This is a genomic window from Comamonas humi, assembly GCF_054782535.1.
In genome coordinates, this window is record NZ_BAAGSH010000005.1 from 440700 (window position 1) to 465537 (window position 24838).

Here is a 24838-nt window from a genome sequence, read left to right on the forward strand (position 1 = left end):
TCCTGTTGATGCATGGGCGGTGCTAACTATACCGAGGGATTCAGCCAGCGATCCACCAGCGCCGCGTCGCGGATCGCGAGCGTGACGGTGGAGCCGTCGCCCTTGGCGGCATCGGCCTGCTTTTTGGCAGCTTTTGCCGTGCCGGCGCCGGGGAGCGCGAGCGGCAGGCGCAGCAGGCGCTGGTCGCGCGCCACCAGCGCCTGCACGCTGGCGGCCGTGCCGGCGTACAGCGGCAGGTCGTCGAGCCGACGCAGGCGCCAGGCCTGCGGCTGGCCTTCGTGGACGTGTTCGATGCCCAGCCATTCGTCGCCGGCCATCATGCCGGCGGCCTCGGCCGCGCCGCCGCGCAGCACGGCCTTGATGGTGATGCTGCCATTGGCCTCGGCCACGCGCAGGCCCAGCCGCTGCGCGAGCTGGGGCCGGTCGTCCTGGCAGTGCACGCCGTGCGCGGCCAGCAGTTCGGCCAGCGGCAGGTCGGCCGTGCCGTGCGCCCAGGCGGCGATCTCGCCGGCCCAGCTGCGGCCGCTCAGCTCCTGCAGCACCTGCAGCAGGTCTTCCTCGCGCATCGGGCCGCCTTTGCAGCGCTTGTAGACGGCGCGCATCACGTGGTCGAGCGTGGTAGCGCCTTCCTGGCGCAGGGCCAGGTCGAGGCACAGGGCCACCAGGCTGCCCTTGGTGTAGTAGCTGACAGTGGCGTTGGGCGTGTTCTCGTCCTGGCGGTAGTACTTGACCCAGGCGTCGAAGCTGGCCTGGGCCACGCTCTGCACCAGCCGGCCGGGGGTCTGCAGCACCTGGTTGGCGGTCTTGTTGATGAGCTTGAGGTACTCGGCGTTGTCGATCAGGCCGGCGCGGCGCAGCACCAGGTCGTCGTAGTAGCTGGTGAAGCCTTCGAAGAACCACAGCAGTTCGGTGTAGTTCTCCTGCTCGTAGTCGTACTGGGCCAGCTCGATGGGGCGCAGGCGCTTGACGTTCCAGGTGTGGAAGTATTCGTGGCTGATGAGGCCGAGCAGCGTGGTGTAGCCGGCGCTGGGCTTGGCCTCATCCACGCGCGGCAGGTCGCGGCGGTTGCAGACCAGGGCGGTGGAGTTGCGGTGCTCGAGGCCGCCGTAGCTGTCGTCGAGCACGTTGAGCATGAAGACGTAGCGCGCGAACGGCGGCTTGCCCTTGGGGTGCCACAGGCGGATCTCGGCCTCGCAGATCTTCTTGGTGTCGGCGATCAGGCGTTTGCCGTCGAAGCTGGGCGCGGCGCCCGCGACGACGAAGCGGTGCGGCACGCCGCAGGCGGTGAACTCGGCGCTCCAGAAGTCGCCCATCTCCACCGGGCAGTCCACCAGCTCGTCGTAGCCGGCGGCGTGGTACAGGCCGAAGCCGCGCTGGTTGACCCTAGCGGGCGCGAGGCCGGTGGCCAGCTGCCAGCTCCGGGCCTGCGGCTGGCCGGCGGGCGCGCGGATGTGGACGGCGTGCAGTTCCTGCTCGTGGCCGTGCACGCGCAGGAAGACGCTGGTGCCGTTGAAGAAGCCGCGCTGGCTGTCGAGCCAGGCGGTGCGCACCGAGGTGTCGTAGGCGCAGACCTGGTAGCGCAGCGTGAGCATGGCGCCGGCCGCGCAGTCCAGCTGCCAGGTGTTCTTGCCGAGCTGCTGCGCGGCGATCTGCTGGCCGCTCTGGAAGGCCTGCAGGCCCTGCAGGTTCTTGGCGAACTCGCGCACCAGGTAGCTGCCCGGTATCCACACCGGCAGCGAGACGCGCTGCCCGGCCTGGGGCCGCGCCACGTTGAGCGTGATCTCGTACAGGTGTGCGTGCAGGTCGGCGGGGGCGATGGTGTACTGGATTGCGGGGATGGCCATGGTGGTGGAGTAGGTTCTTATAAAAACAATAGCTGCTTGCGCTTGGTATACCTAGGTTTCAGATGAATTTATATCTGAAACCCAATGCAAGCAAGCGCCAGCAGCTATATTTTTGTGGCTATCGGTGTGGGCGCGGGCTCAGCCGCCGGCGGCCTTCATGCGCTTTTCCAGCTCGGGCGCGGTGATGGCGCCGGGCACGCGCGTGCCGTTGGCGAAGAAGATCGTCGGCGTGCCGGTGATCTTGTACTTGCGGCCGAACTCCATGTTGCGCTGCACGGCGGCCACGTCGCACGAGGAGGGCGCGGCGGCGGCGTCCTTGCCCTTGGTCATGTGGTCGGTCCATTCCTTGGCCGGGTCCTTGGCGCACCAGATGTTGCGCGACTTCTCGACCGAGTCGGGGCTGAGGATGGGGTAGAGGAAGGTGTAGATGGTGACGTTGTTCACGCCCTGCAGCTCCTTCTCGAAGCGCTTGCAGTAGCCGCAGTTCGGGTCTTCGAACACGGCGATCTTGCGCGAGCCGTCGCCGCGCACGACCTTGATCGCGTCCTTCAGCGGCAGGCTGCTGAAGTCCACGGCGGTGAGCTTGTTCAGCCGGTCCTCGGTCAGGTTGCGGTGCGCCTGGGTGTCGATCAGCTCGCCCTGGATCAGGTAGTTGCCCTTGGCATCGCTGTAGAACACGTCGGTGCCCACGCGCACCTCGTACAGGCCAGCCATGGGCGTGGCCGACACCTCGTCGATCTTCTGCAGCTGGGGAATGCGCTCGGACAGTGCCTTGCGGATGGCGGTTTCCTGCGCCTGGGCCGACAGGCCCAGCAGCAGCGCCGCGCCGCCCAGCAGGGCGGGAAGAAGTCGCGTGGTGGTCTTTGCTTGCATATGCGTATTTGTGTAAAGAGTGGGCCTGCGCCGTTCGAGCAGGTGCGCGGTCAAAAGTTCATTCCCATCGCCTGGCGGGTCACCCAGGCCTTCAGCGGACCGCTGCGCTCGAAACCATTCATGCCCCAGTTGCGCAGGCTGGACAGCGCCGGCTCGGAGCGCGCGAACAGCTGCTGCAGCCCGTCCATCACCAGGCCCATGGGCAGCAGGCCGGCCTTGCGTTCGCGCTCGTAGCGGCGCAGCACGCGCAGGTCGCCCAGGCGGCGCCAGCGGCCCTGGCTGTCGCACAGCAGGCGGGCGAGCGCGGCCACGTCGGCCAGCCCCAGGTTCAGGCCCTGGCCGGCGAGCGGGTGTACGTTGTGGGCCGAATCGCCGGCCAGCACCCAGCTGGTGGACGGCGCATCGGGCATGCTGCCGCACCAGCGTTCGGCCACGGCCTGCTGCAGTGGCCAGCTGGCGCGCGGCGCGGCGAGGGTGAGCGCGCCCAGCGCGCCCTGGCTGGCCGACTGCAGCGCCTGCACGAAGGCAGCGTCGTCCATCTGCAGCAGCGCCGGGGCCTGCGCGGCGGGCAGCGACCAGACCACGGCCACGGTGCGGCCCTCGGGGCCGCCCAGCGGCAGAAAGGCGAGGATGTCGCCGGCCGTCGAGAACCACTGGCGCGCCACCTGGCCGTGCGGCAGCTCGCACTCGAGCCGCGTGGCGATCGCCGTCTGGTGGTAGGGGGTGACGGCGAAGTCGATGTTGAATTCCTCGCGCGTGCGACTGTGCCTGCCCTCGCAGACCACGGTCAGCTCGGCGGCGACGGGCTCGGCCACCACCTCGACCATCGGCTGGTAGCGCACGGCCGCGGCCAGCTGCGCCTCGAGCGCGGGCACGTCCACGATCCAGTTCAGCGCCTCCACGCCCTGCAGCGCGGCATCAAAATGCACCTGGCCACCCATGTCGCCCTGCACGTCCATGCGCAGCACCGGCGTGGCGTAGGCCGACTCGGGCCAGCTGCGCACCGCCAGCAGCAGCTGGCGCGAGGCCTGGTTCAGCGCATAGGCGCGCACGTCGGAATGGCCGGAAGGCCCGCCGGGCGTCTCGACCAGGGCCACGCGCAGCCGCTCCCGGGCCAGCAGCAATGCCAGGGCGCGGCCTACAATGCCTGCGCCGCGAATACATACGTCAAAGTGGGGAGCCATAGGCTGGCTATTGTAGAGGTGCCCCCATTCGCGGGACGGACACAGTGACATGGATGCATTTGATATAGACGGGCACATCGCCCGCATGTGGACCTACCCCATCAAGTCCTGCGCGGGCATCGCGCTGACCGAGGCGCGCCTGCTGCCCACGGGGCTGGAGCACGACCGCCGCTTCATGCTGGTGGACGGGCAGGGCGAGTTCCTCACCCAGCGCAGCCTGCCGCGCATGGCGCTGGTCCAGCCGCAGCTGCCGGCGGACGGCGCGATGCAGGTCGGCGCGCCGGGCATGCCGCCGCTCGCCGTCGAGCTGGATTTCGACGGCCCCGAGCGCACGGTGCAGGTCTGGGACGACCGCGTGCAGGCCCTGGCCGCGCCGGCGGCGGTGAACCAGTGGTTCAGCGACTTTCTCGGCCAGGACTGCGCGCTGGTGCGCTTCGCGCCCGGCGAGCGCCGTCTGGCCAGCGCCAAGTGGACGCGCGGCGTGGAGGCGCCCACGCAGTTCGCCGACGGCTACCCGCTGCTGGTCATCACCCAGGCGGCGGTCGAGGAACTGAATGAGCGCCTGGTGCGCGCCGGCCATGCGCCGGTGGGGCCCGAGCGCTTCCGCCCGAACCTGCTGATCGGCGGCTGGCAGGCGCACGACGAAGACCGGGTGGACGAGTGCAGCATCCGGCTCGATGCCGCCGGCGACGCCTGGCTGCGGCTGGCCCTGGTCAAGCCCTGCGCGCGCTGTCCCATCCCCGACATCGACCCGCGGACGGCTGAGAGCCACCCCAGCGTCAGCGACACCCTGCGCGGCTACCGCCAGGACGCGCGGCTGGACGGCGCCATCACCTTCGGCATGAATGCCATCGCGCTGCAGGCCGATGAGCCGGTGAATCTGGCCGTGGGCCAGGCGGCGGGCGGCATGCTTCAGTTCGATTGATATAGCCTCGCTGAAAAGCAAAAAGCCGCTGATCGCTCAGCGGCTTTTTTCATGGTGCAGACCTGTGCGGCATGCATTGCGGCGCTTATTCGCCGTAGCTTTCGCCTTCGAAGCTGTGGCCGGCGTGGGCGAACTGGGCGGCTTCCTGGCGCACGGCGTCGCGGCTTTGGGTCGAGGGGCGCAGGGCTTCGCGGGCATTCACGCGGTCACCAACCAGGGCCATGGTGCCGTCGTGCATGGCTTGCACGGTCTGGGCTTGCACTTCGGCGCGGCTCAGCGCGCTGGTGGCGGCCACGGCGGGAGCCTGCGAGGCTTCGCCTTCATACACCGAGGCGGCCTGTGCTGCAGCAGCACCAAAAACCAGGGAAGCGGCAACGGCAAAAATACGGGCGTTCAACATTTTCAAATTCCTTTCAACAGTGGCGGCGGGTCGATCTGGCGGGCCGCGTCGTTGAGCGAGAGCGCTGAGGTGTTGTGCTTTTGTTCAACGATGTGCGAAGTTTAGAACTACAGGATTTCGGGATAAACCACCTCTGGCAGAACTTATTGTCATGAAAATGACATCAATCGAGGGCGGGAGCACTGCATTGGCCTCGCTGCACTGTGCTATGCGCATGGGCGGTAAAATGCCGGGTTTGATCGAAAAAATACGGAAAGCCCTGCCATGAGCCTGAAATGCGGCATCGTCGGTTTGCCCAACGTGGGCAAGTCCACCCTCTTCAACGCGCTGACCAAGGCCGGCATTGCGGCCGAGAACTACCCCTTCTGCACCATCGAGCCGAACACCGGCGTGGTGGAAGTGCCCGATCCGCGCCTGGACCAGCTGGCCGGCATCATCACGCCCGAGCGCATCGTGCCCGCCATCGTCGAGTTCGTGGACATCGCGGGCCTGGTGGCCGGCGCCTCCAAGGGTGAGGGCCTGGGCAACCAGTTCCTGGCCCACATCCGCGAGACGGACGCCATCGTCAACGTGGTGCGCTGCTTCGAAGACCCGAACGTGATTCACGTGGCCGGCCGGGTCGATCCCATCGCCGACATCGAGGTCATCCAGACCGAGCTGTGCCTGGCCGACCTGGCCACGGTGGAGAAGGCGCTGAACCGCTACAGCAAGGCCGCCAAGTCGGGCAACGACAAGGAAGCCGCCAAGCTGGTGTCGCTGCTCACGCCCATCCAGGCCGCGCTCGACCAGGGCAAGCCCGCGCGCACCGTGCCGCACAGCAAGGAAGACGCGCCGCTGCTCAAGCAGTTCTGCCTGATCACCGCCAAGCCGGCGATGTTCGTCGGCAACGTCGCCGAAGACGGCTTCGAGAACAATCCGTTGCTCGACAAGCTCAAGGAATACGCGGCGGCCCAGGGCGCGCCCGTGGTGGCCATCTGCGCCAAGATCGAGGCCGAGATGGCCGAGATGGAAGATGAAGACCGCGACATGTTCCTGCAGGAGCTGGGCCTGGAAGAGCCCGGCCTGAACCGCCTGATCCGCGCCGGCTTCAAGCTGCTGGGCCTGCAGACCTACTTCACCGCCGGTGTGAAGGAAGTGCGCGCCTGGACCGTGCCCGTGGGCGCCACAGCCCCCCAGGCCGCCGGCGTGATCCACGGCGACTTCGAGCGCGGCTTCATCCGCGCCCAGACCATCGCCTTCGACGACTTCATCCAGTACAAGGGCGAGCAGGGCGCCAAGGACGCGGGCAAGATGCGCGCCGAAGGCAAGGAATACATCGTCAAGGATGGCGATGTGATGAACTTCCTGTTCAACGTGTAAGCAGGAAGAGCTGTTCTTCAGGGTTCGCCGATGTCCCCAGGCGTTGGTTAACCCTCTGAAAAGATATAGGGGAACTGTTCGCCGTTGAACGTGAGTGTTCAGGGGTGTTCGCCTCATATGGGGGCATGCGTCCGTGTGCCCTGGGATACTGGGGATCTCGTGCCTCCAGCAGTCTCACAACCCGCATGGATACTGGCGGTATCGCCGTTTTGTATCCCCCTCATCTCACTTCGCATTGCGCAGGGGGCGAAACTGGCAACCTACTCCAGACCACCCTCTGCAGGGTGATGATCGATGATGGCAAATGTCAAGGAGCAGCGAATTTGCAGCCGCGCTACTTGCGAATCGATTTTTCCCCAACAGGAGGCGCACTACGTGCCAAGACTTGGCCAGTCCGAGTATGCAAATGTTCACGGTTAGAGTATGCAACGGTGCCGTTGACGATGACAACTTCGATGCCATCCGAAGGTTTAGTGGGGTCTTCATAGCTGGCTACGTCTTGCACTGTGGCAGGATCAAACACGGTTATGTCTGCATAGCAACCATCTGAGATCATTCCACGGCCTTCCAAGCCGAAGGTGTCTGCTGTGAGGCCCGTCATCTTCCAGACCGCCGTTTCTAACGGGAATAAACCAATGTCTCGGCTATAACGCCCCAGCACGCGTGGGAAGGTACCCCAAAGACGCGGGTGTGGGTGAGCCCCCTTTGGGATTCCATCTGAACCTACCATGGTCCACTCGAATGCCAGGATGCGCTGGACGTCCTCTTCACTCATACTGAAGTAGATCGCGCTTGCAGGATGAAGCCGATTCGCCGCTTTCAATCGAGAGACTCCCCAGCTATCCGCGATGTCTTGCAGGTCCATCCCCTGACACTCGGGATGAGGTTCACTGGACGCGATGGTCACGCGGCCTCGTAGCCGGGATTCCTCCTGGTGCAGCATGGTGGAGCTTGCGGTATATGGATAGCAATCGAGGCTCACACACTGGCAGTGCATTTCTTCTTCAATGCGACGCAGCGTGATCAGAGAGTTGCCAAAGTTGGCTTCTTGTAGATGCTTGTGATGGGAGATCACAACCGGTGCTAACACTTCGCTGCCAACTCGGAAAATCTCCTCTATCGATTCGAGACACTTGTCTGCCTCATTGCGAATGTGTGCGACAAGTAGCGCACGCCGAACGCCGAGCGGACGAGATACCTCAACCACCTCTTCAGTGGAGGCCGCTGCAGCAGGTGGATAGTAGGTTCCAGTTGACATACCCACAGCTCCTGCATCGAGAGCCTCATTCAGAAGGGATTGCATTACTGCTACTTCCTCGCAGGTTGCCGAGCGATTGATATCCTCCATTGCCATGAGTCGCAAATTCGTATGTCCCACCATCGGTACTACGTTCACTGCTGGCGGACACCGTTTCAGCTCGTCGAGGTAGTGCTTAAAGGTCGGAAAGTATCGACTGCCATCATGTAACAGTCCGAGCGGCATGGGGAGCGGGGAATCCAGGCGGAGTGGTGCCGCGCTGATGCCACAATTGCCTGTAACTACAGTGGTTACTCCCTGCGATACCTTGAAAGGAAGATCAGGATTCGACAGCAATGCATCATCATCGTGTGTGTGCGAGTCTATGAAACCGGGAGCAACAACCCTTCCCGAAGCATCAATGACCTGATCCGCGTTATAGGCTGACAGATCGCCAATCGCAACGATACGCCCAGCCCTTACGCCAACGTCGGCTCGATATCTGGGGCGCCTAGTTCCGTCGATAACCGTGCCCCCTCGGATCAGGAGCTCAAGCTTTATATTCATCCCTATAATTCCTCATTATTCAATGATGCCCTATCATGGCTCTGATGTGAATTTGCTGTGCAAAATGCGGGAGATATATTCAATCAATGACTATTTCATTGTGGGAAAATATTTATCCAAATTTTATCACTCTACATTAAGATGCCGCTCCTCTATCAATGTTCTCACCTGCTTGAGCTCCGATAGAATATCCGCTCGAAACTTTGCTTCGGTTCCACCTGCTGCAATTGCCTCATTAACTATTAATGCATCGCGAAATGCCTGTGTTTTGATGATTTTGTTCGCAGCAGTATTAAGCTTGTCGACAATCACTTGAGAAGTCCTTGCAGGGGCCATAAGGCCATACCACGCCATGGTGTTGAGTTCTGGATAGCCGAGCTCCGCGAAGGTGGGGACTCCAGGCAAGCTGGACAGACGTGTGGGCGCCGCCACAGCCAATGCACGAACTTTTCCTGCCTTTATGAAGGGTAGGCTGGAGTTAATCTGGTCACACATCGATTGAACTTGCCCAGAGAGCAAATCGGCGAGTGCTGGCCCTGAGCCTTTGTAAGGAATATGTGTCATCCTGGTTCTAGTGGCGGCAGCAAACATCTCACAGTTGACGTGATTTATCCCTCCTGTCCCTGCACTGGAGAAATTGTATTTCTCTGGGTTGGCAGCCAACAATTTAATAAATGATCTTAGGTCTGAGGCAGGCACCGAAGGGTGAACCTCTAGGACGTTTGGCACTTCTGCAATCTTGATGATGGGAATCAGATCTTTATCAGGGGTATAGCCTAGTTTCATAAAAACTGGATTTGTCACATGGGTTGAAACGGTGGCAACTCCAATGGTGTAACCATCAGCAGGAGCATTCGCCACGATGCCCGTACCAAGCGCGCCGCCCGCTCCACCACGGTTATCCGGTACAACAGGTACCCCTAGCTCTTTTGACAGACTATCGGCGACAAGACGACCAATAATGTTAGTTGCTCCACCGCTTGCAAATGGGATTACCAGCCTGATAGGTCTAGTGGGCCAATCCGCAGCCAATGCTGGCATACAGGCAATCAACCACGACACGAGAACGAGATGCACTAAAGCTCTAAAAGACATTTTCATGTTTATCTAAGTGTGGACGTTGATCTATTTTTTCGTTTATGGGCTAAGCTCCCCGCCTAGCCTTTCGTCCTCGGATCGGCGAGCTGAAAGCGATAGCCTCACGTATGCACTAGGATTTAAGTGCGGCCACAGCTTGTTTGACGATGCCTGCTCGAATCGTGCGACGCTGCTGAGTTGCGGCCAGACAATGCTCAACGATGGCCGGAGGTGAAGTCTCCGGTCGGCCCCCTTCAAAAGGTGGCTCAGGGTCATATTCGATCTGCAGTTGAATCTGTCGAGCTGTGTCTTCATCGAACATTAGAGCTACCGCACGAAGCGCCATGTCGATTCCCGAGGTCACGCCACCAGAAGTAAAGATGTTGCCATCCACACATGTGCGAGAGGCGTCCGGTATACCTCCAAAAGCAGCAATGAACTCGCGAGACTGCCAGTGACAAGCCGCTCGCTTGCCATGCAATAGGCCGGCTGCACCGAGTAGCAGGGAGCCAGTGCAGATACCCAAGATGTAGCGCGCACTGCTGGCTTGCTGTGTAATGAAGCTGATCCAACGTGGGTCGATCAGCGCGTCATCCGTGCCTGGCCCACCAGGGACTACCAGGAGATCACACGGCGCGGCTAACTCTAAGGTTGTGGTAGGCATCATTATCAAACCACGGTCTGAGCGGACTGGGTCGAGAGTAGGTGAAACAAAATCGATGGTGACCCCTGGCAACCGAGCTAGTATTTCATAGGGGCCAGCCAAGTCCAGTTGCGTGAGAGCTTCAAATAGTAGAAAGTTGACGTGCATGAAAGACCTCCGTAAAAGTTCAATGATGGGAGGTGCACGACTCATCAGTGCGCCAAAAACGACAGCTATTGCGCCAATTCGCATCGCATTCCTCGTCTTCGAAGGCTTTCAGCCTATTGACCTAAGCGGGCCATGGCAGGCCTTCACCACCGCAAATGAAGAAAGCGGTCGCATGCTCTACGAATTGGTTACCTGTGGCGCGCAAGCCGTCGCCGCGACTACCGGTCATGGACTGCGTGTACTGCTCGACTACACCCTAGGGGAGTCACACAGCTTGCGACCACATACGGTCATCGTACCGGGTGGGGAAGGTGTACACGCTGCGATAGGTGATGCCCAGATGAGAGATTGGCTCAAACATCAAGATAATGTGACTGAGCGCACCTGTAGCGTTTGCACGGGGGTGTTTCTGTTGGCAGCGGCTGGTTTAGTAGATGGGAGAGAAGTCACCACTCACTGGCGGGCGGCCGAACAATTACGGCAGCAATTTCCCTCTGTAAAGGTACAGGATGAGCAAATCTATTGTGAGTCTGGCAAGTACTGGACGACCGCAGGCGTCACGGCGGGAATTGATTTAGCACTCGCCCTGATTGAGCAAGACGGAGGTGCGTTATTGACCCAAAAAGTCTCTCGCCGTCTTGTGGTGCATATGCGAAGAAGCGGCGATCAACGCCAGTACAGCCAAGTGTTGCGGGCACAGGATCGGGCAGGCGCACCATTTGGCGCGCTGATCGAGCGCATCGAGTCGAACATAACCCTACCTTGGACTGTAGATGACATGGCCGATGCGAGCAACATGTCTCGCAGGACTTTCCAGAGGAGATTCAAACAGAGTTTTGGTGTTACACCAGTGGAATTGCTTCGTACGTTACGCGCTGAGCGTTCCCAGTTACTTGCTCGGGCAGGAAAAATCACACGCAAAGAGGGTTATAGGCTCACTAGGTCCTAGTGAAAGACGGATTTCAATCTCTCAATATTCAAGTGATCGGGCCTCTTCCTGTTCGGAAATTGCCTTAGTCGTGACGGTGCGTAATCGGTAATGTGTTACAGACTTGTTGCCAATAATCGGTGGTGAGGCGCATGAGAGCGTGCTAAAGCACGCACGGTGAATTTTCACATTTGGGCATAACAGAGGTGGCTGGTGCTTGGATTTTTTCATTTCTGGGCCTAGCCGTCATATACCAAGGTATATCCCCCCACCGCCAAGGTATAGCGCGGCCATCCCAAGAGAGGTTGGCGCCGCGCCGCCATCCTGCGGACAATAGCTGCCATGGCAGGGCCGGCATGGCTCCGGCGCCACCCATCCACCCACCAACCAGCGAGGAACGCACGATGGACCCCGACCCGCAAGGGCGCAGCCGCGCCTTCCCCACTCCGCATCTTTCCTACCACCGCGTTGCCCGCGGGAGGCCCGGCATCGCCTGAGCGCGAGGGGCTCCTGTGCGGGTGATGCACCCCGCAAGGAGCCTGACCATGACCCGCCAAGCCTTGCAGGCGGCGCTGCGCGAAGCGCTGGCCGCCCGCCGCATTTCCCTGATTTCCGACCTGCTGGCCCTGCACGGCCAACCTGCCTTTGCCGACGCGGTGGCGCGGTGCTCGCCGCGCGTGGCCGCCGATCTGCTCACGCTGCTGGATGCCGCCGAGCGCGATGCCGTGCTGCGCCGCCTGCCGCGCGGCCTGCGCGCCGAGCTGCGTGCGCTGGGCGTGGAGGTGATGCCGCGCGCTCCGAGAGCTATGGGCCTGGGGCTGCTGGCCTGGGCGCGTTGATTCACTAAAAACATAGCTGCCAGCGCTTGATTTACGGCCATTTCCAATAGGTTTGAATTGGAGATGGCCAAGTACAAAGCGCTGCCAGCTATGGTTTTTGAAGGCTGTGCGCCCGGCGCACGGCCCGAGGAGCACACCATGAAGATCCTGAAAACCTGGTTCGGCAACTTTCTGCGCCGCCGCCACCGCCGCGCGCTGTTCGGCCGCCGCGCGCTGCCCAGCGCGCGCGCCGGGGCCGGCGTGGCGCAGGGCGTGCGCGTGGACGAGTACCGCACGCGCGAGCTGTGGCGCGTGGCATGCGACGACGTGCCGGCGGCGCTGGTGCGCCTGCATTCGCACGAGGACGGCCTGTCCGACGCCGAGGCCGCCGAGCGGCTCGCGCGCCTGGGCCCCAACGAGGTCGACCACGAGAAGCCGCTGGCCTGGTGGCTGCACCTGTGGCAGTGCTACCAGAACCCGTTCAACGTGCTGCTGACGGTGCTGGCCATCGTCTCGTGGGTCACCGACGACCGCGAGGCCACGGTGGTGATCGCCATCATGGTGCTGCTGTCCACGCTGATCCGCTTCGTGCAGGAGGGTCGCTCGCACCGCAGTGCCGAGCAGCTCAAGGCCCTGGTGGGCAACACCGCGACGGTGCTGCGGCGCAGCCTGGGCACCGAGGCCGCCGAGGTGGCCGAGCGCTATTTCGAGGCCCGGCTGCACACGCGCCGCGCCGCCACGCAGCGCGAGGTGGCCATCCGCGAGCTGGTGCCGGGCGACCACATCCGGCTGTCCGCCGGCGACATGGTGCCGGCCGACTGCCGCGTGCTGGCGGCCAAGGACCTGTTCGTGGCCCAGGCGGCGATGACCGGCGAGTCGCTGCCGGTGGAGAAGTTCGCCGAGCGCCGCGGCCTCAACGACAGCGTGCTCGAGCAGTCGAACCTGCTGTTCATGGGCACCAACGTGGTGTCGGGCTCGGCCACGGCGCTGGTGGTGGCCACGGGCAACCACACCTACTTCGGCATGCTGGCGCAGCGCGCTACGGCCGGCGAGCGCGAGGCCACGGCCTTCCAGGCGGGCGTCAACAGCGTGTCGTGGCTGCTGATCCGTTTTGCGCTGGTGATGGTGCCGGTGGTGCTGCTGATCAACGGCTTCACCAAGGGCGACTGGATGCAGGCCTTCCTGTTCTCGCTGTCGGTGGCTGTGGGGCTCACGCCCGAGATGCTGCCGATGATCGTGACCTCGACGCTGGCCAAGGGCGCGGTGGCGCTGTCGCGCAAGAAGGTCATCGTCAAGCGGCTGGATGCGATCCAGAACTTCGGCGCGATGGACGTGCTGTGCACCGACAAGACCGGCACGCTCACGCAGGACAAGATCGTGCTCGAGCGCCACACCGACGTCTTCGGCCAGGAGTCGCACGAGGCGCTGCGCCTGGCCTACCTCAACAGCTACCACCAGACCGGGCTGAAGAACCTGCTCGACCACGCGGTGCTGGCGCATGCGTCCGAGCTGGGCGCCGGGCTGTCGGCCCGCTGGCGCAAGGTGGACGAGATCCCGTTCGACTTCGAGCGCCGCCGCATGTCGGTGGTGGTGGCGCCGGAGGGCGGCGGCCGCCCGCTGCTCATCTGCAAGGGCGCGGTCGAGGAGATGCTGGCCGTGTGCAGCCAGGTGCGCCATGGCGACGAGGTGCTGCCGCTGGACGAGGCCATGCTGGCGCGCGTGCGCGGCGTGACGCACGAGCTCAACGAGCAGGGCCTGCGCGTGGTCGCCGTGGCCGCGCGCGAGGAGCCCGTGGCCCAGACCGTGTACGGCGTGGTGGACGAGGCCGGCCTCACGCTGGTGGGCTACATCGCCTTCCTCGATCCGCCCAAGGAAACCACGGCGCCGGCGCTGCAGGCGCTGGCCGAGCACGGCGTCGAGGTGAAGGTGCTGACCGGCGACAACGAGCTGGTGGCCGCGCGCGTCTGCGCCCAGGTGGGGCTGGACGTGGGCGCGCCCGTCACCGGCCCGCAGATCGAGCACATCAGCGACGAGGCGCTGCTGCGGCTGGCGCAGCAGCGGCGCCTGTTCGCGCGGCTCACGCCGCTGCACAAGGAGCGGCTGGTGCGCGTGCTGCGCTCGGCCGGGCATGTGGTCGGCTTCATGGGCGACGGCATCAACGACGCGCCGGCGCTGCGCGCCGCCGACATCGGCATCAGCGTGGACAGCGCGGTGGACATCGCCAAGGAGGCGGCCGACATCATCCTGCTCGAAAAGAGCCTGATGGTGCTGGAGGAGGGCGTGGTCGAAGGGCGGCGCACCTTCTGCAACATGCTCAAGTACATCCGCATGACGGCCAGCTCCAACTTCGGCAACGTATTCTCGGTGCTGGTGGCCTCGGCCTTCCTGCCCTTTCTGCCCATGCTGCCGCTGCAACTCTTGGTGCAGAACCTGCTGTACGACCTGTCGCAGATCGCCATCCCCTTCGACCGGGTGGACGACGAGCAGGTGCGCAAGCCAATGACCTGGAACCCGGCGGACATCGGCCGCTTCATGCTGTGCTTCGGGCCGCTGAGCTCGCTGTTCGACATCCTCTGCTTCGCGATGATGTGGTTCGTCTTCGGCGCCCGCACGGTGGAGCAGCAGTCGCTGTTCCAGTCGGGCTGGTTCGTGGTGGGCCTGCTCACGCAGACGCTGATCGTGCACATGATCCGCACGCCGCGCCTGCCCTTCCTCCAGAGCCGCGCCGCGTGGCCGCTGCTGGCGACGACGCTGTGCATCATGGCCGTGGGCGTCTTCCTGCCCATGGGGCCTTTGGCCGGCTACTTCAAAATGCAGGCGCTGCCGCCGCTGTACTGGCCGCTGCTGCTGCTCATCCTGGGCGGCTACGCGGTGCTGGCCACGGTGGCCAAGCGCCTGTACATACGCCGCTTCGGCTGGCAATAGAAACTGAGGGGAACCTGCATGAAATATGGATGGCCTGCCTTCGACACCATGGCCGCGCTCAGCACGCTGGCCAGCCTGTCGCTCGCGTTCGTGCTGGGGCTGCTGATCGGCTTCGAGCGCCAGGTGCGCCAGCGCACCGCGGGGCTGCGCACCAACACGCTGGTGGCGGTGGGCGCGGCGGTGTTCGTCGACCTGGCGGTGCGCTTTCATGTGCAGTACGGCGGCTCGCCCAGCCCGCTGCAGGTGATTGCCTACGTGGTCTCGGGCATAGGCTTCCTGGGCGCGGGCGCGATCATGAAGGAGGGCGCCAATGTCTCGGGGCTGAACACCGCGGCCACGCTGTGGTGCTCGGCCGCCGTGGGCTGCTGCGCGGGCGCCAAGCTGCTGCCCGAGGCGGTGCTGGCCACGCTGTTCGTGCTGGCGGCCAACACCTTGCTGCGGCCGGTGGCCAACCGCATCAACCGCAGCCCGGTGCGCGAGGAATCCAGCGAGGCGACCTACACCGTCTACGTGGTCTGCCGCAGCGAGCACCGCGCCGCCGTGCACGACAAGCTCGACGAATGGCTACACGCCGCGCACTACCCGGTGCGCACCATCGACCACCATGCCTTCGGCGCAGCCGACGTGGAGATCGAGGCCACGCTGTACGCCACCGCGGTCGAGGCGCCGGCGCTCGACGCCATCATGGAGCGGCTGATGGCCGAGCCCGGCGTGCAGCAGGCCTTCTGGAACGCCAGCGCCGAGGACTGACGAGCGGCCATAATTCCCCATCATGCTGCCCAACCCGCTGTCCACCTACTCGCTGCGCCGCGCCCTCGCGGCCGCGGCCATTGCCGCGGGCCTGGTGGCGATCTTCGTGCTGGACACGCTCACCGAGTACGCGGTGGCCGTGGCGGTGTTCCACTCGGTGCTCATCCTGCTGGCGGTGCGCTGGTTCAGCGCCCGCGCGGTGGTGGCGCTGACGCTGCTGTGCATCGCGCTCACGCTGCTGAGCTTTGCGCTCACGCCGGCGGGCATCTACCACCTGGGGCTGATCAACACCTGCATCAGCATCGTGGCGATCGCCGTCACCGCCTACCTGGGGCTCAAGCTGGTGGCGGCGCGGGCGGCGGCCCATGCCGCTCAGGCGCGGCTGGCGCAGCTCGCGCAGGCCACCAGCGTGGGCGAGCTGGCGGGCTCGATCGCGCACGAGGTCAACCAGCCGCTGGCGGCCATCGTCACCAGCGGCCATGCCTGCCAGCGCTGGCTGGCGCAGGAGCCGCCGCAGCTCGAGCGCGCCGGCGCGGCGCTGGCGCGCATGCTGGCCGATGCCGAGCGCGCCAGCAACGTCATCACCCGCATCCGCGGCGCGGCGCGAGGCGAGCTGCCGCAGCGCACGCGCTTTGCGCTGAACGATGCGCTGCGCGAGATCGCCGCCATGTCCGAGGACGAGCTGCAGCGCGGCGGCGTGGCCCTGCAGCTGCAGCTGGCGCCCGACCTGCCGCCCGCCTGGGCCGACCGCGTGCATGTGCAGCAGGTGGCCGGCAACCTGCTGCTGAACGCCATCGACGCGGTGCGGTCCATGCCGGCCGGCGCACGCCAGATCGTGCTGCGCAGCGCGCTGGCCGATGCCGGCCTGCTGCGCCTGCAGGTGATGGACAGCGGCCCCGGCGTGCCGCCGGCCGCCATGCCGCATCTGTTCGAGGCCTTCTGGACCACCAAGCGCCGCGGCCTGGGGCTGGGGCTCAACATCAGCCGCAACCTGGTCGAGGTCAATGGCGGCAGCATCGCCGCCGGTGCCCGCACCGATGGCAAGAGCGGCGCGCAGTTCGAGGTGCTGCTGCCGTCCGTGGGCAGCGCCGCCGCACAGGAGGCTGCATGACGGACGAAGCCATCGTCTACGTGCTCGACGACGACGCCTCGGTGCGCGCGGCGGTGGACGACCTGCTGGCCTCCGTGGGCCTGGCGGTGCACAGCTTCGCGTCGGCGGCCGAGTTCTGGCAGTTCTGGGAGCAGGGTGCGCAGGACCGTCCCGCCTGCCTGGTGCTGGACATCCGCATGCCGGGCGTGAGCGGCCTGGAGTTCCGCCGCCAGATGCTGGAGCGCGGGCTGGCGCTGCCCACCATCTTCATCACCGGGCATGGCGACATCCGCATGGGCGTCGAGGCGATGAAGACCGGCGCCATCGAGTTCCTGACCAAGCCCTTCCGCGACCAGGACCTGATCGACGCCATCCAGCAAGGCATTGCCCGCGACCGCCTGCGCCGCGCGGGCGACGTGGCGCGGCAGGCGGCGCAGCAGGGCTGGCAGCAGCTGTCGCGCGGCGAGCAGGACGTGGTGCGCCTCGTGGTGCAGGGCTGGCTCAACAAGCAGATCGCGGCCGAGCTGGGCGTGAGCGAGGTCACCGTCAAGGTGCGCCGCGCCCAGGCCATGCGCAAGATGGACGCGGCCTCGCTGGCCGACCTGGTGCGCGCCTTCGATCGCCTCGGCGGCGCCTGAATCACTGATTTACGGGATGTCTGCGCCGCCGCGTGCGCCTACAGTGGGGCCTGCGTCGGGAACCAGACAACGGAGGGTGGCAATGGCGGACGGCAACCACAACACGGACATGAACCTGCACCAGCACCCGCCGGCTCTGAGCCGCCGCCAGCTGCTGGGCCGCACGCTGGCGCTGCCCGGCCTGGGCAGCCTGGGCGCGGCGCTGCCCGCCTGCGGCGGCAGCAGCGGCAACCGCCTGCAGGCCGCGACCGACCAGCTGCCCGCGCTGGCGCGCGCGCTGCTGCAGGGCACCGGCGTGCCCGGCCTCGCCTGGGCCGTGGTGCATGGCGGCGAGACCGTGGCCGCCCATGGCCTGGGCGTGTGCCAGGCCGGCGGCAGCGCTGCGGTGGACGCCGACACCGTGTTCCAGCTGGCCTCGGTCTCCAAGCCGCTGGGCGCCACCGTGGTCGCGCGCCAGGTGGGCGAGGGCCGGGTGTCGTGGGACAGCCGCATGCGCGAGCTGCTGCCCTGGTTTGCGCTGAGCGACAGCGGCAGCACCGAGTACCTGACGGTGGGCGACCTCTACGCCCACCGCAGCGGCCTGCCCGACCATGCGGGCGACAAGCTCGAGGAGCTGGGCTATCCCCAGCGCGAGGTGCTGGAGCGCCTGCGCCTGCTGCTCGTCAAGCCGCTGCGCTCGACCTATGCCTACACCAACGCCGGGCTCACCGCCGCGGCCATCGCCGTGGCCCAGGCCGCGGGCACGGACTGGGCCACGCTGTCGCGGCAAAGCCTGTACGCGCCGCTGGGCATGGCGCGCACCACCTCGGTCTACGAGGAATTCATGCGCCAGGGCAACCGGGCCGTCGGCCATGTGCGCGGCGACGATGGCCAGTGGCGGCCCGGCGCGCCGCGCAATGCCGATGCGCAGTCGCCGGCGGGCGGCGCCAGCTCCAGCGTCAACGACATGGCGCGCTGGCTGGCGCTGCTGCTGGCCCAGGGCCGCTGGCAGGGCGCGAGCCTGGTCGCGCCGGCGGCGCTGCAGCCCATGTGGCAGCCGCAGGCGCCGGGCGGGGCCTACGGCTACGGCTTCAACGTGGGGGCGACGGAGGCCGGGCTGGGCTTCGTCAGCCACTCGGGCGCCTTCATGCTCGGCGCGGCCACCTGCTTCATGCTGGTGCCATCGCTGGACGCGGCCATCGTCGTGCTGACCAACGGCATCCCCATCGGCGTGCCCGAGACACTGTGCCGACAGTTCGTGGACCTGCTCGAGAACGGCCACCTCACCCGCGACTGGTGGGAGGCCTACAGCAAGGCCATCGCCCCGCTGATGGCGCCCACCGGCGCGCTGCGCGGCCAGGAGCCGCCGTCGCCGGCCGTGCCGGCGGGCCCGCTCGCGCAGTACGCCGGCCGCTACGACAACGCCTACTACGGCCCGCTGCAGGTCGATCTGGCGGGCGACGGGCTGCAGCTCACGCTGGGGCCTGCGCGGCAAACCTACGCGCTGCGCCACTGGAGCGGCCAGCAGTTCAGCTTTGTGCCGGCCAACGAAAGCGCGGCGCCACACAGCATCTCGCTGGCCAGCTTCACGCTGGATGGCGGCGGCGCCCGCGTGTGGCTGGAGTTCTACGACGACGAGCGCCAAGGGGTTTTCGTGCGCGGCTGAGGTTCGCTGGCGTTCAAAAAAAGGAGCTGCCAGCGCTCATTCCTATTGGTTTTTGGATATTTTTCTGTCTGTAACCAAGAGAGAGTGAGCGCTAGCAGCTCACTTTTTTTCATGGCTGCGCTGGCAGCCAGGGCAGGCGCAGCGTCACCGGGGTGGCATGGTGCGTCCACGATCGGCTGAGGATTGTTTTGTTTGCGTGATGGGAATCGCGTCATTTTTAAATAGATATAAACAATCAACTTATAATCAATAAGAAAATTTAACTATAGTTTGACCGTGTGCATGAAGGAGCCGGTCAATGAGCAAAACGAGCTTCACGGGAGGCAATTTCTTTCTGGCCATGCGCGGTGGTGGCCTGTCCCTTCGGGGGATGCACGGGGCGGCATCGCTGCTATCGGTAGCGTCTCTCGTGCTCGCCGCCACGCTGGCAAGCACCTCCGCGCAGGCGCAGGTGGGCGTCGGTTTCAGCTCCAATGGCTCCTATAGCGGCACGATAGGCTCCAACAAGGGCACGGCCGGGCCTGTGCAATGTCCACCTGGTTCGGTGTTGCGCGGCGTTCGGCACACCGACAAATCCATGAGCGCGACCAATGGCTCGACCCGTGGCATGACCAGCCAGGCCAGCCTGTACTGCGCCCGGATCAACATCACCCCCGCAGGTACGGTCCAGGTGGTGAATGTCACGCCCGACGGCACGCCCACCTCCAACGGCTTTGCCTATCCGCAGCCTGGCACGGAGCAGACCGCCTACTGCCCGGCCGGGCAGGTCGTGCAGCGCCTGGGCGGCTACGACCGCATTACGCCCAGCCCCTACAACACGCCATGGGCATCCAGCCTGGTGATCGCCTGCCGCCCGGCCAACACCGGCGCGGGCGACTGGGTCCAGATCGATACCGGTGCCACCGCCACCGAGGCCCGGGCCGGCGTTATCGAAACCAACGCCACCCACAATTTCCGCGGCTACTTCTGTCCCAATGCGGCGGACCAGGCGGTTTCCGGCATCTACCGGCAGGCCGGCGGCGAGGGCTACGACGGCATCAACGTGTACTGCGGACAGCTGCAGCAGGCCCGCCTGTCGGCGATCATGACGTTCACCGATTTCGCCTGGGACCAGACCCTGGGCGGATCGGGCTGGCTGGTGAACCTGACGCGTGACGGCACGCTGCTCGACAACCTTGCCGGCATGTCCGGAGAAAACAAGACGCCCTACGCCGCGGCGGGCGACAACGATCCCGAGGACTACCAAGCCGACAGCGAGCTGTACGTGCTGCCCAATGCGGGTTACGGGGCTGCCGTTTCGCAGCGGCCGAGCGGCATCGCCGAGAACACCTACGTCGCCTTGAACACCTGCGCGGCCGGCATGCCGATGGCCAACCGGCAGGACCAGTCCTGCATGCTCAATGTGGCCGGACGGCCGGACATTTTCGTCGACATCACCCCCCCGCCCATTCGCTACAACTCCGTGGGCCAGACCCAGAATCTGACGCTCACGGCGACCAACCTGGGCCCGGGCGACGTCGGCGACACGGATGGCTTTGCCCTCAGGGTTGAAATTCCGGCCGGCTGGACGCCGGGCTCCGTGCCGGGCTGCACGGTCTCGGGCCAGGTGCTGACTTGCCCGATCGACACGGTGATGGCTGCCGCCTCCGCGCCGGGCGCCAATGGCGGGCAACTGGCCTTCACGATTCCGGTCACCACCAATGCCTCCGTCACCAGCGGCACCCGCATGGTCACCGCCAGCCTGGAGCGCTCGACACCCGACGACGATGACGATCCCACCAATGATGACTACGACACTGACAATGACACCGATGTGGCACCGCTGGACTTCCTGGCAGGTACGCCGTCGCTGGGCATCAACAAGATAACGCGTGGCGGTGCCGGCAGCTTCAGCTTCTCGGGCAACAACGGCTGGGACCTGCAAACCATCACCACCACCCAGAATTTGCGCACGGCCTATGGCGACATACAGGTGCTGGATGCCGCCCATGTGGAGACCACGATCACCGAGTCCTTGCCGCCACGCTGGAAACTCAGTTCGGTGAATTGCACAGGCATGGCGCCGGGCGGCACGGTCACCGTCGGCCCCACTTCCTTCACCTTGAGCGCGAGCGCCATCGCCGCGGACAGCGAGATCGCCTGTACCGTGGTCAACGACACGCCCGAGCTGCGCGTCACCAAGACCTCCGGCGCCGTTATCGACACCAACGGCGACGGCAAGGTCAACGCCGGCGATACCGTCAACTTCACGATCCGGGTCGAGAACATCGGTCCGATAACCATCAACAACCTCAGCATCGACGACCCCTTGCTCGGCATGAGCGCCGTGCCGCTGAACCCGTCCAGCCTCGCTCCGGCCGAGTCGGCGTCGGTCGGCCCGATCAGCTACACGCTGACCCAGCAGGACATCTACAACGGCAAGGTCACGAACACGGCAACCGCCAACGGAGCCGACCCCGACGGCAACCCGGTCAGCGCGACCGGCAGCGTCACCACGCCGGTGGCGGGCAGCCCCGAAATGACCCTGGACAAAGCCATGTCGAACTACACCGATGTCGACGGCGACGGGAGGCGCAGCGTCGGTGATCGCTTCAGCTACACCCTCACGGTCAAAAACATCGGCGGCGTGCGCTTGACGGGTGTCTCCATCGACGACCCCAAATTGAGCACCACCCCGCTGGCGGTGACCCCCGCCAACCTCGAGCCCGGACAATCGGGCACGGCCTCGGGGGACTACACGCTGACGCAGACAGACGTCGATGCCGGCTTTGTCACCAACGATGCCACCGCCAGCGGCAAAACGCCGGCAGGGGGCGATGTCTCGGCATTTGCCTCGCAGGTGGAGCGCATCGCGCCGGTGGCCGAAATGACGCTGACCAAGTCCGCGGGCGCCGTGACCGATGCCAATGGCAACGGATACGACGATGTGGGCGACACCATCACCTACACCTTCTCGGTGGAGAACACCGGCAACGTCACGCTCAACAGCGTGGCCATCAGCGATCCCAAGCTGGGGGTCAGCGGGCTGGCCGTGTCGCCGGCTACCCTGGCGCCCCACCAGACCGGCACGGCGAGCGCCACCTATACGCTGACCCAGGCCGACTTCGATGCCGGCGAGGTCCGCAACACGGCCACCGCGTCAGGGATGGACCCGGATGGCGGCGGCCCCATCAGCGACGAAGCCTTCGTGACGACACCGCTCGCCGGTGATCCGCGGCTGACCGTGGCCAAGGACGCCTCCCCATCCAGCGCGGCCCTGGGCGATACCGTCACCTACACCATCCGCGTGAGCAACAGCGGACCGCGGCCCAGCGCCGCCAACACCACCATCACCGACTACGTGCGCGAAGGCGTCACGGTCACCCAGGTGGACAGCGGCACCGGCTGGGCATGCAATCCCACCAGCGGAGCCGGCCCCATGGGCATCGATTGCGTGAGTGCCGCCGGCGTGCCGGCCGGCGCCGTCGATGCCCTGGTGGCCACCATCACCACCACCAAGACCACGACCAGCGCCGTGACCAACACCGCCAGCGTGACCAGCGGCGATGCGCAGTGCGAGGCCAACCCGCCCCCTGCGCGCTGCGGCGCCACGGCCACCGTGGGTGACAACAGCCAGCCTGTCCTGGCCATGGGCAAGGCGGCGGACAAGGCCAGCGCCGCGCTGGGCGAGAGCATCACCTACACGCTACAGGTCAGCAACAGCGGCCCGGTGGCAAGCGCCGCCAACACCACCATCAGCGACAACGTTCCCGAAGGGCTGAGCGTGGTGGGCGTGACCAACGGCGCAGGCTGGTCGTGCAGCCCCACCACCGGCACGGGCCCGGTCACTATCGCCTGCGTGAACGCGTCCGGCGTGGCGACTGGTGCGAGCAACGCGCCGGTGGCCACCATCACGGCCACCAAGACCGGCACCAGCGCCGTCACCAACAGTGCCAGCGTGGGCAGCGGCGATCCCGCCTGCGCCGAAACGCCGGTGCCGGATCGCTGCAGTGCCGCCGTCGTGGTGGCCGACAGCACCCAGCCCGTGCTGAGCGTGAGCAAGGCCGCCGACAAGGCCAGTGCGGCCCAGGGCGAGGCCATCACCTACACGGTGCAGGTGAGCAACAGCGGCGCCGTGCCGAGCGCGGCCAAAACCATCATCAGCGACAACCTTTCGGAAGGCCTGGAGCTGACGGCCGTGCGCAGTGGCGACGGCTGGACCTGCACCCCCACGGCAGGCGCCGGCCCCCTCACCATCCAGTGCGTGCACGCGGCTGGCGTGCCGGCAGGAGCCAGCAAGCTCCCGGTGGCCACCATCACCGCCACCAAGACGGGCACCAATGCGGTGAGAAACACGGTCAGCATCACCCAAGGCGATGAGACCTGCCAGGCCACCCCGGCCCCGGAGCGCTGCGTGGACGTGGTGCCCGTGGCCGATGCTAGCCAGCCGGCACTCGCACTGGCCAAGAGCGCAGACCTGGCCAGCGCAGCGCAGGGCGAGAACATCACCTACACCATCCGCGTGGGCAACAGCGGCCCGGTGGCGAGCGCTGCCAACACCACGGTCAGCGACGCCGTGCCCGCAGGGCTCGCGCTGGTGAGCGTGACCGGCGGCACGGGCTGGGTGTGCGACAGCAGCGTCAGTTGCGTCAAGGCCGCCGGTGTGGCGGCCGGTGCGGCCGATGAAACCGTGGCCACCGTGGTGGCGACCAAGACCGGTACCACCGCCGTCACCAACACCGCGCGGGTGGCGAGCGGCGACCTGGCCTGCGAGTCCGACGTGCCGGCGGCCCGCTGCACGAGCAGCGCCACGGTGGCCGATGCCAGCCAGCCGGCGCTGGCGCTGGCCAAGAGCGCAGCGCCCGCCAGCGCGGCGCAGGGCGAGAACATCACCTACAGCATCCGTGTGAGCAACAGCGGCCAGGTGGCCAGCGCGGCCGACACCACGGTCACCGATACCTTGCCCGCAGGGCTGAGCCTGGTGAGCGTGACCGCCGGCGAGGGTTGGACGTGCGACCACAGCATCCGCTGTACCAAGGCCGGCGGCGTGGCCGCGGGCACGACGGATGAAACCGTGGTCACCGTGGTCGCCACCAAGACCGGCACCGCCAGCGTGACCAACACCGCCTCGGTGGCCAGCGGCGACGCCGCCTGCGAGGCCACGCCGGTGGCCGGGCGCTGCAGCAGCAGCGCCACGGTGGAGGACGGCGGTAGCCCGCCGGCACCGGCGCTGGCCGTGGCCAAGGCTGCAGACCGTGCCAGCGCGCGGCGCGGGGACACGATCCACTACCGCATCCAGGTGGGCAACGGCGGCCTGGTGGCCAGCGGCGCCGACACCACCATCGTGGACAGCGTGCCCGAAGGCCTGCGCGTGGTGGCGGTGCGCGGCGGCGAGGGCTGGACCTGCACGCCCGGCTCGGGCGAAGGCCCGGTGGACATCCGTTGCGTGAAGGCGGCCGGCGTGGCGGCCGGCGCGGCGCAGGAGCTGGTGGCCGAGATCGTCTCCACCAAGACGGGCAGCGGCGCCGTCACCAACACTGCTAGCGTGACCCGCGGCGGCGGCCCCGGCTGCGATGCGCCCGCCTCGGACTGCCATCAGACGGCCAGTGTGACCGTGGCCGATGCCGATGTCGGCGCTCCGGCATCGATACCGGTGGATTCGCGGCTCATGCTGGCCGTGCTGGGCCTGCTGCTGCTGTGGGCTGCGGCCCTGCGGTTGAGGGCCGCGCAAGGCCGGTGAAGGCCAGGCAGCGTGTCTGTCAAAAAAAGGAGCTGCTGGCGCTTGTTG

At 65.9% G+C, this 24838-nt stretch carries 17 protein-coding genes; 10 read left to right on the forward strand and 7 right to left on the reverse strand.

Annotated features, from left to right (window positions below; translation table 11 throughout):
- Positions 1-26: 26 nt before the first annotated feature.
- From ACYVKR_RS06355 to ACYVKR_RS06365, 3 genes are all read right to left on the reverse strand, one after another.
- Entirely contained in the window at positions 27-1844 is a 1818-nt protein-coding gene (locus ACYVKR_RS06355) for a M61 family metallopeptidase (RefSeq protein ID WP_460479957.1), read from the reverse strand.
- A 138-nt stretch (positions 1845-1982) separates the two neighbouring features.
- On the reverse strand, positions 1983-2717 hold the full coding sequence (locus tag ACYVKR_RS06360) for a DsbC family protein (RefSeq protein WP_460479958.1): 735 nt from the start codon (positions 2715-2717) through the stop codon (positions 1983-1985).
- 50 nt (positions 2718-2767) lie between these two features.
- A complete protein-coding gene (locus ACYVKR_RS06365) occupies positions 2768-3901 on the reverse strand; it encodes an FAD-dependent monooxygenase (protein WP_460479959.1) in 1134 nt (377 codons plus the stop codon).
- A 49-nt stretch (positions 3902-3950) separates the two neighbouring features.
- On the opposite strand from ACYVKR_RS06365, the gene ACYVKR_RS06370 reads away from it, so the two are divergent.
- Entirely contained in the window at positions 3951-4826 is an 876-nt protein-coding gene (locus tag ACYVKR_RS06370) for an MOSC domain-containing protein (RefSeq protein WP_460479960.1), read from the forward strand.
- Positions 4827-4911: 85 nt separating this feature from the next.
- On the opposite strand, the gene ACYVKR_RS06375 is transcribed toward ACYVKR_RS06370, so the two are convergent.
- Positions 4912-5226 carry a hypothetical protein gene (locus tag ACYVKR_RS06375; protein WP_460479961.1) on the reverse strand — a complete coding sequence of 105 codons (315 nt, stop codon included), beginning with the start codon at positions 5224-5226 and terminating at the stop codon, positions 4912-4914.
- A gap of 264 nt (positions 5227-5490) precedes the next feature.
- Between ACYVKR_RS06375 and ychF the strand changes: the two genes are divergently transcribed.
- Positions 5491-6585: a redox-regulated ATPase YchF gene (gene ychF / locus ACYVKR_RS06380; RefSeq protein ID WP_460479962.1), complete on the forward strand. Its 1095-nt coding sequence runs from the start codon at positions 5491-5493 to the stop codon at positions 6583-6585.
- A gap of 334 nt (positions 6586-6919) precedes the next feature.
- Here ychF and ACYVKR_RS06385 read toward each other — a convergent pair whose 3' ends face one another.
- The 3 genes from ACYVKR_RS06385 to ACYVKR_RS06395 form a co-directional block, all read right to left on the reverse strand.
- Positions 6920-8389 carry an N-acyl-D-amino-acid deacylase family protein gene (locus ACYVKR_RS06385; RefSeq protein ID WP_460479963.1) on the reverse strand — a complete coding sequence of 490 codons (1470 nt, stop codon included), beginning with the start codon at positions 8387-8389 and terminating at the stop codon, positions 6920-6922.
- A 126-nt stretch (positions 8390-8515) separates the two neighbouring features.
- Complete coding sequence (locus tag ACYVKR_RS06390; RefSeq protein ID WP_460479964.1) at positions 8516-9490, reverse strand: Bug family tripartite tricarboxylate transporter substrate binding protein; 975 nt, start codon at positions 9488-9490, stop codon at positions 8516-8518.
- A gap of 109 nt (positions 9491-9599) precedes the next feature.
- Positions 9600-10277 carry a DJ-1/PfpI family protein gene (locus ACYVKR_RS06395; protein ID WP_460479965.1) on the reverse strand — a complete coding sequence of 226 codons (678 nt, stop codon included), beginning with the start codon at positions 10275-10277 and terminating at the stop codon, positions 9600-9602.
- Between ACYVKR_RS06395 and ACYVKR_RS06400 the strand changes: the two genes are divergently transcribed.
- From ACYVKR_RS06400 to ACYVKR_RS06435, 8 genes are all read left to right on the forward strand, one after another.
- Entirely contained in the window at positions 10276-11226 is a 951-nt protein-coding gene (locus tag ACYVKR_RS06400; protein ID WP_460479966.1) for a GlxA family transcriptional regulator, read from the forward strand. The two genes, ACYVKR_RS06395 and ACYVKR_RS06400, sit on opposite strands and share 2 nt — an antisense overlap.
- A 524-nt stretch (positions 11227-11750) precedes the next feature.
- The gene (locus tag ACYVKR_RS06405) at positions 11751-12044 is read left to right on the forward strand and encodes a hypothetical protein (protein WP_460479967.1); all 294 of its coding nucleotides are present in this window, start codon (positions 11751-11753) and stop codon (positions 12042-12044) included.
- Positions 12045-12182: 138 nt separating this feature from the next.
- Positions 12183-14948, forward strand: a complete 2766-nt coding sequence (mgtA, locus tag ACYVKR_RS06410) for a magnesium-translocating P-type ATPase (RefSeq protein WP_460479968.1) — start codon at positions 12183-12185, stop codon at positions 14946-14948.
- 18 nt (positions 14949-14966) lie between these two features.
- Complete coding sequence (locus ACYVKR_RS06415) at positions 14967-15698, forward strand: MgtC/SapB family protein (RefSeq protein ID WP_460479969.1); 732 nt, start codon at positions 14967-14969, stop codon at positions 15696-15698.
- Positions 15699-15720: 22 nt separating this feature from the next.
- Entirely contained in the window at positions 15721-16809 is a 1089-nt protein-coding gene (locus tag ACYVKR_RS06420) for a sensor histidine kinase (RefSeq protein WP_460479970.1), read from the forward strand.
- Positions 16806-17426, forward strand: a complete 621-nt coding sequence (locus ACYVKR_RS06425; RefSeq protein ID WP_460479971.1) for a response regulator transcription factor — start codon at positions 16806-16808, stop codon at positions 17424-17426. The genes ACYVKR_RS06420 and ACYVKR_RS06425 overlap by 4 nt, the downstream gene beginning before the upstream one ends.
- An 82-nt stretch (positions 17427-17508) precedes the next feature.
- On the forward strand, positions 17509-19071 hold the full coding sequence (locus ACYVKR_RS06430; protein ID WP_460479972.1) for a serine hydrolase: 1563 nt from the start codon (positions 17509-17511) through the stop codon (positions 19069-19071).
- Between the two features lie 298 nt (positions 19072-19369).
- A complete protein-coding gene (locus ACYVKR_RS06435; RefSeq protein ID WP_460479973.1) occupies positions 19370-24790 on the forward strand; it encodes a DUF7507 domain-containing protein in 5421 nt (1806 codons plus the stop codon).
- Positions 24791-24838: the final 48 nt, after the last annotated feature.

Coding starts and splice junctions, on each gene's coding strand:
- ACYVKR_RS06355 (WP_460479957.1), bottom strand. CDS start 1,844: ATGGCCATCCCCGCAATCCAGTACACCATCGCCCCCGCCGACCTGCAC.
- ACYVKR_RS06360 (WP_460479958.1), bottom strand. CDS start 2,717: ATGCAAGCAAAGACCACCACGCGACTTCTTCCCGCCCTGCTGGGCGGC.
- ACYVKR_RS06365 (WP_460479959.1), bottom strand. CDS start 3,901: ATGGCTCCCCACTTTGACGTATGTATTCGCGGCGCAGGCATTGTAGGC.
- ACYVKR_RS06370 (WP_460479960.1), top strand. CDS start 3,951: ATGGATGCATTTGATATAGACGGGCACATCGCCCGCATGTGGACCTAC.
- ACYVKR_RS06375 (WP_460479961.1), bottom strand. CDS start 5,226: ATGTTGAACGCCCGTATTTTTGCCGTTGCCGCTTCCCTGGTTTTTGGT.
- ychF (WP_460479962.1), top strand. CDS start 5,491: ATGAGCCTGAAATGCGGCATCGTCGGTTTGCCCAACGTGGGCAAGTCC.
- ACYVKR_RS06385 (WP_460479963.1), bottom strand. CDS start 8,389: ATGAATATAAAGCTTGAGCTCCTGATCCGAGGGGGCACGGTTATCGAC.
- ACYVKR_RS06390 (WP_460479964.1), bottom strand. CDS start 9,490: ATGAAAATGTCTTTTAGAGCTTTAGTGCATCTCGTTCTCGTGTCGTGG.
- ACYVKR_RS06400 (WP_460479966.1), top strand. CDS start 10,276: ATGAAAGACCTCCGTAAAAGTTCAATGATGGGAGGTGCACGACTCATC.
- ACYVKR_RS06395 (WP_460479965.1), bottom strand. CDS start 10,277: ATGCACGTCAACTTTCTACTATTTGAAGCTCTCACGCAACTGGACTTG.
- ACYVKR_RS06405 (WP_460479967.1), top strand. CDS start 11,751: ATGACCCGCCAAGCCTTGCAGGCGGCGCTGCGCGAAGCGCTGGCCGCC.
- mgtA (WP_460479968.1), top strand. CDS start 12,183: ATGAAGATCCTGAAAACCTGGTTCGGCAACTTTCTGCGCCGCCGCCAC.
- ACYVKR_RS06415 (WP_460479969.1), top strand. CDS start 14,967: ATGAAATATGGATGGCCTGCCTTCGACACCATGGCCGCGCTCAGCACG.
- ACYVKR_RS06420 (WP_460479970.1), top strand. CDS start 15,721: ATGCTGCCCAACCCGCTGTCCACCTACTCGCTGCGCCGCGCCCTCGCG.
- ACYVKR_RS06425 (WP_460479971.1), top strand. CDS start 16,806: ATGACGGACGAAGCCATCGTCTACGTGCTCGACGACGACGCCTCGGTG.
- ACYVKR_RS06430 (WP_460479972.1), top strand. CDS start 17,509: ATGGCGGACGGCAACCACAACACGGACATGAACCTGCACCAGCACCCG.
- ACYVKR_RS06435 (WP_460479973.1), top strand. CDS start 19,370: ATGAGCAAAACGAGCTTCACGGGAGGCAATTTCTTTCTGGCCATGCGC.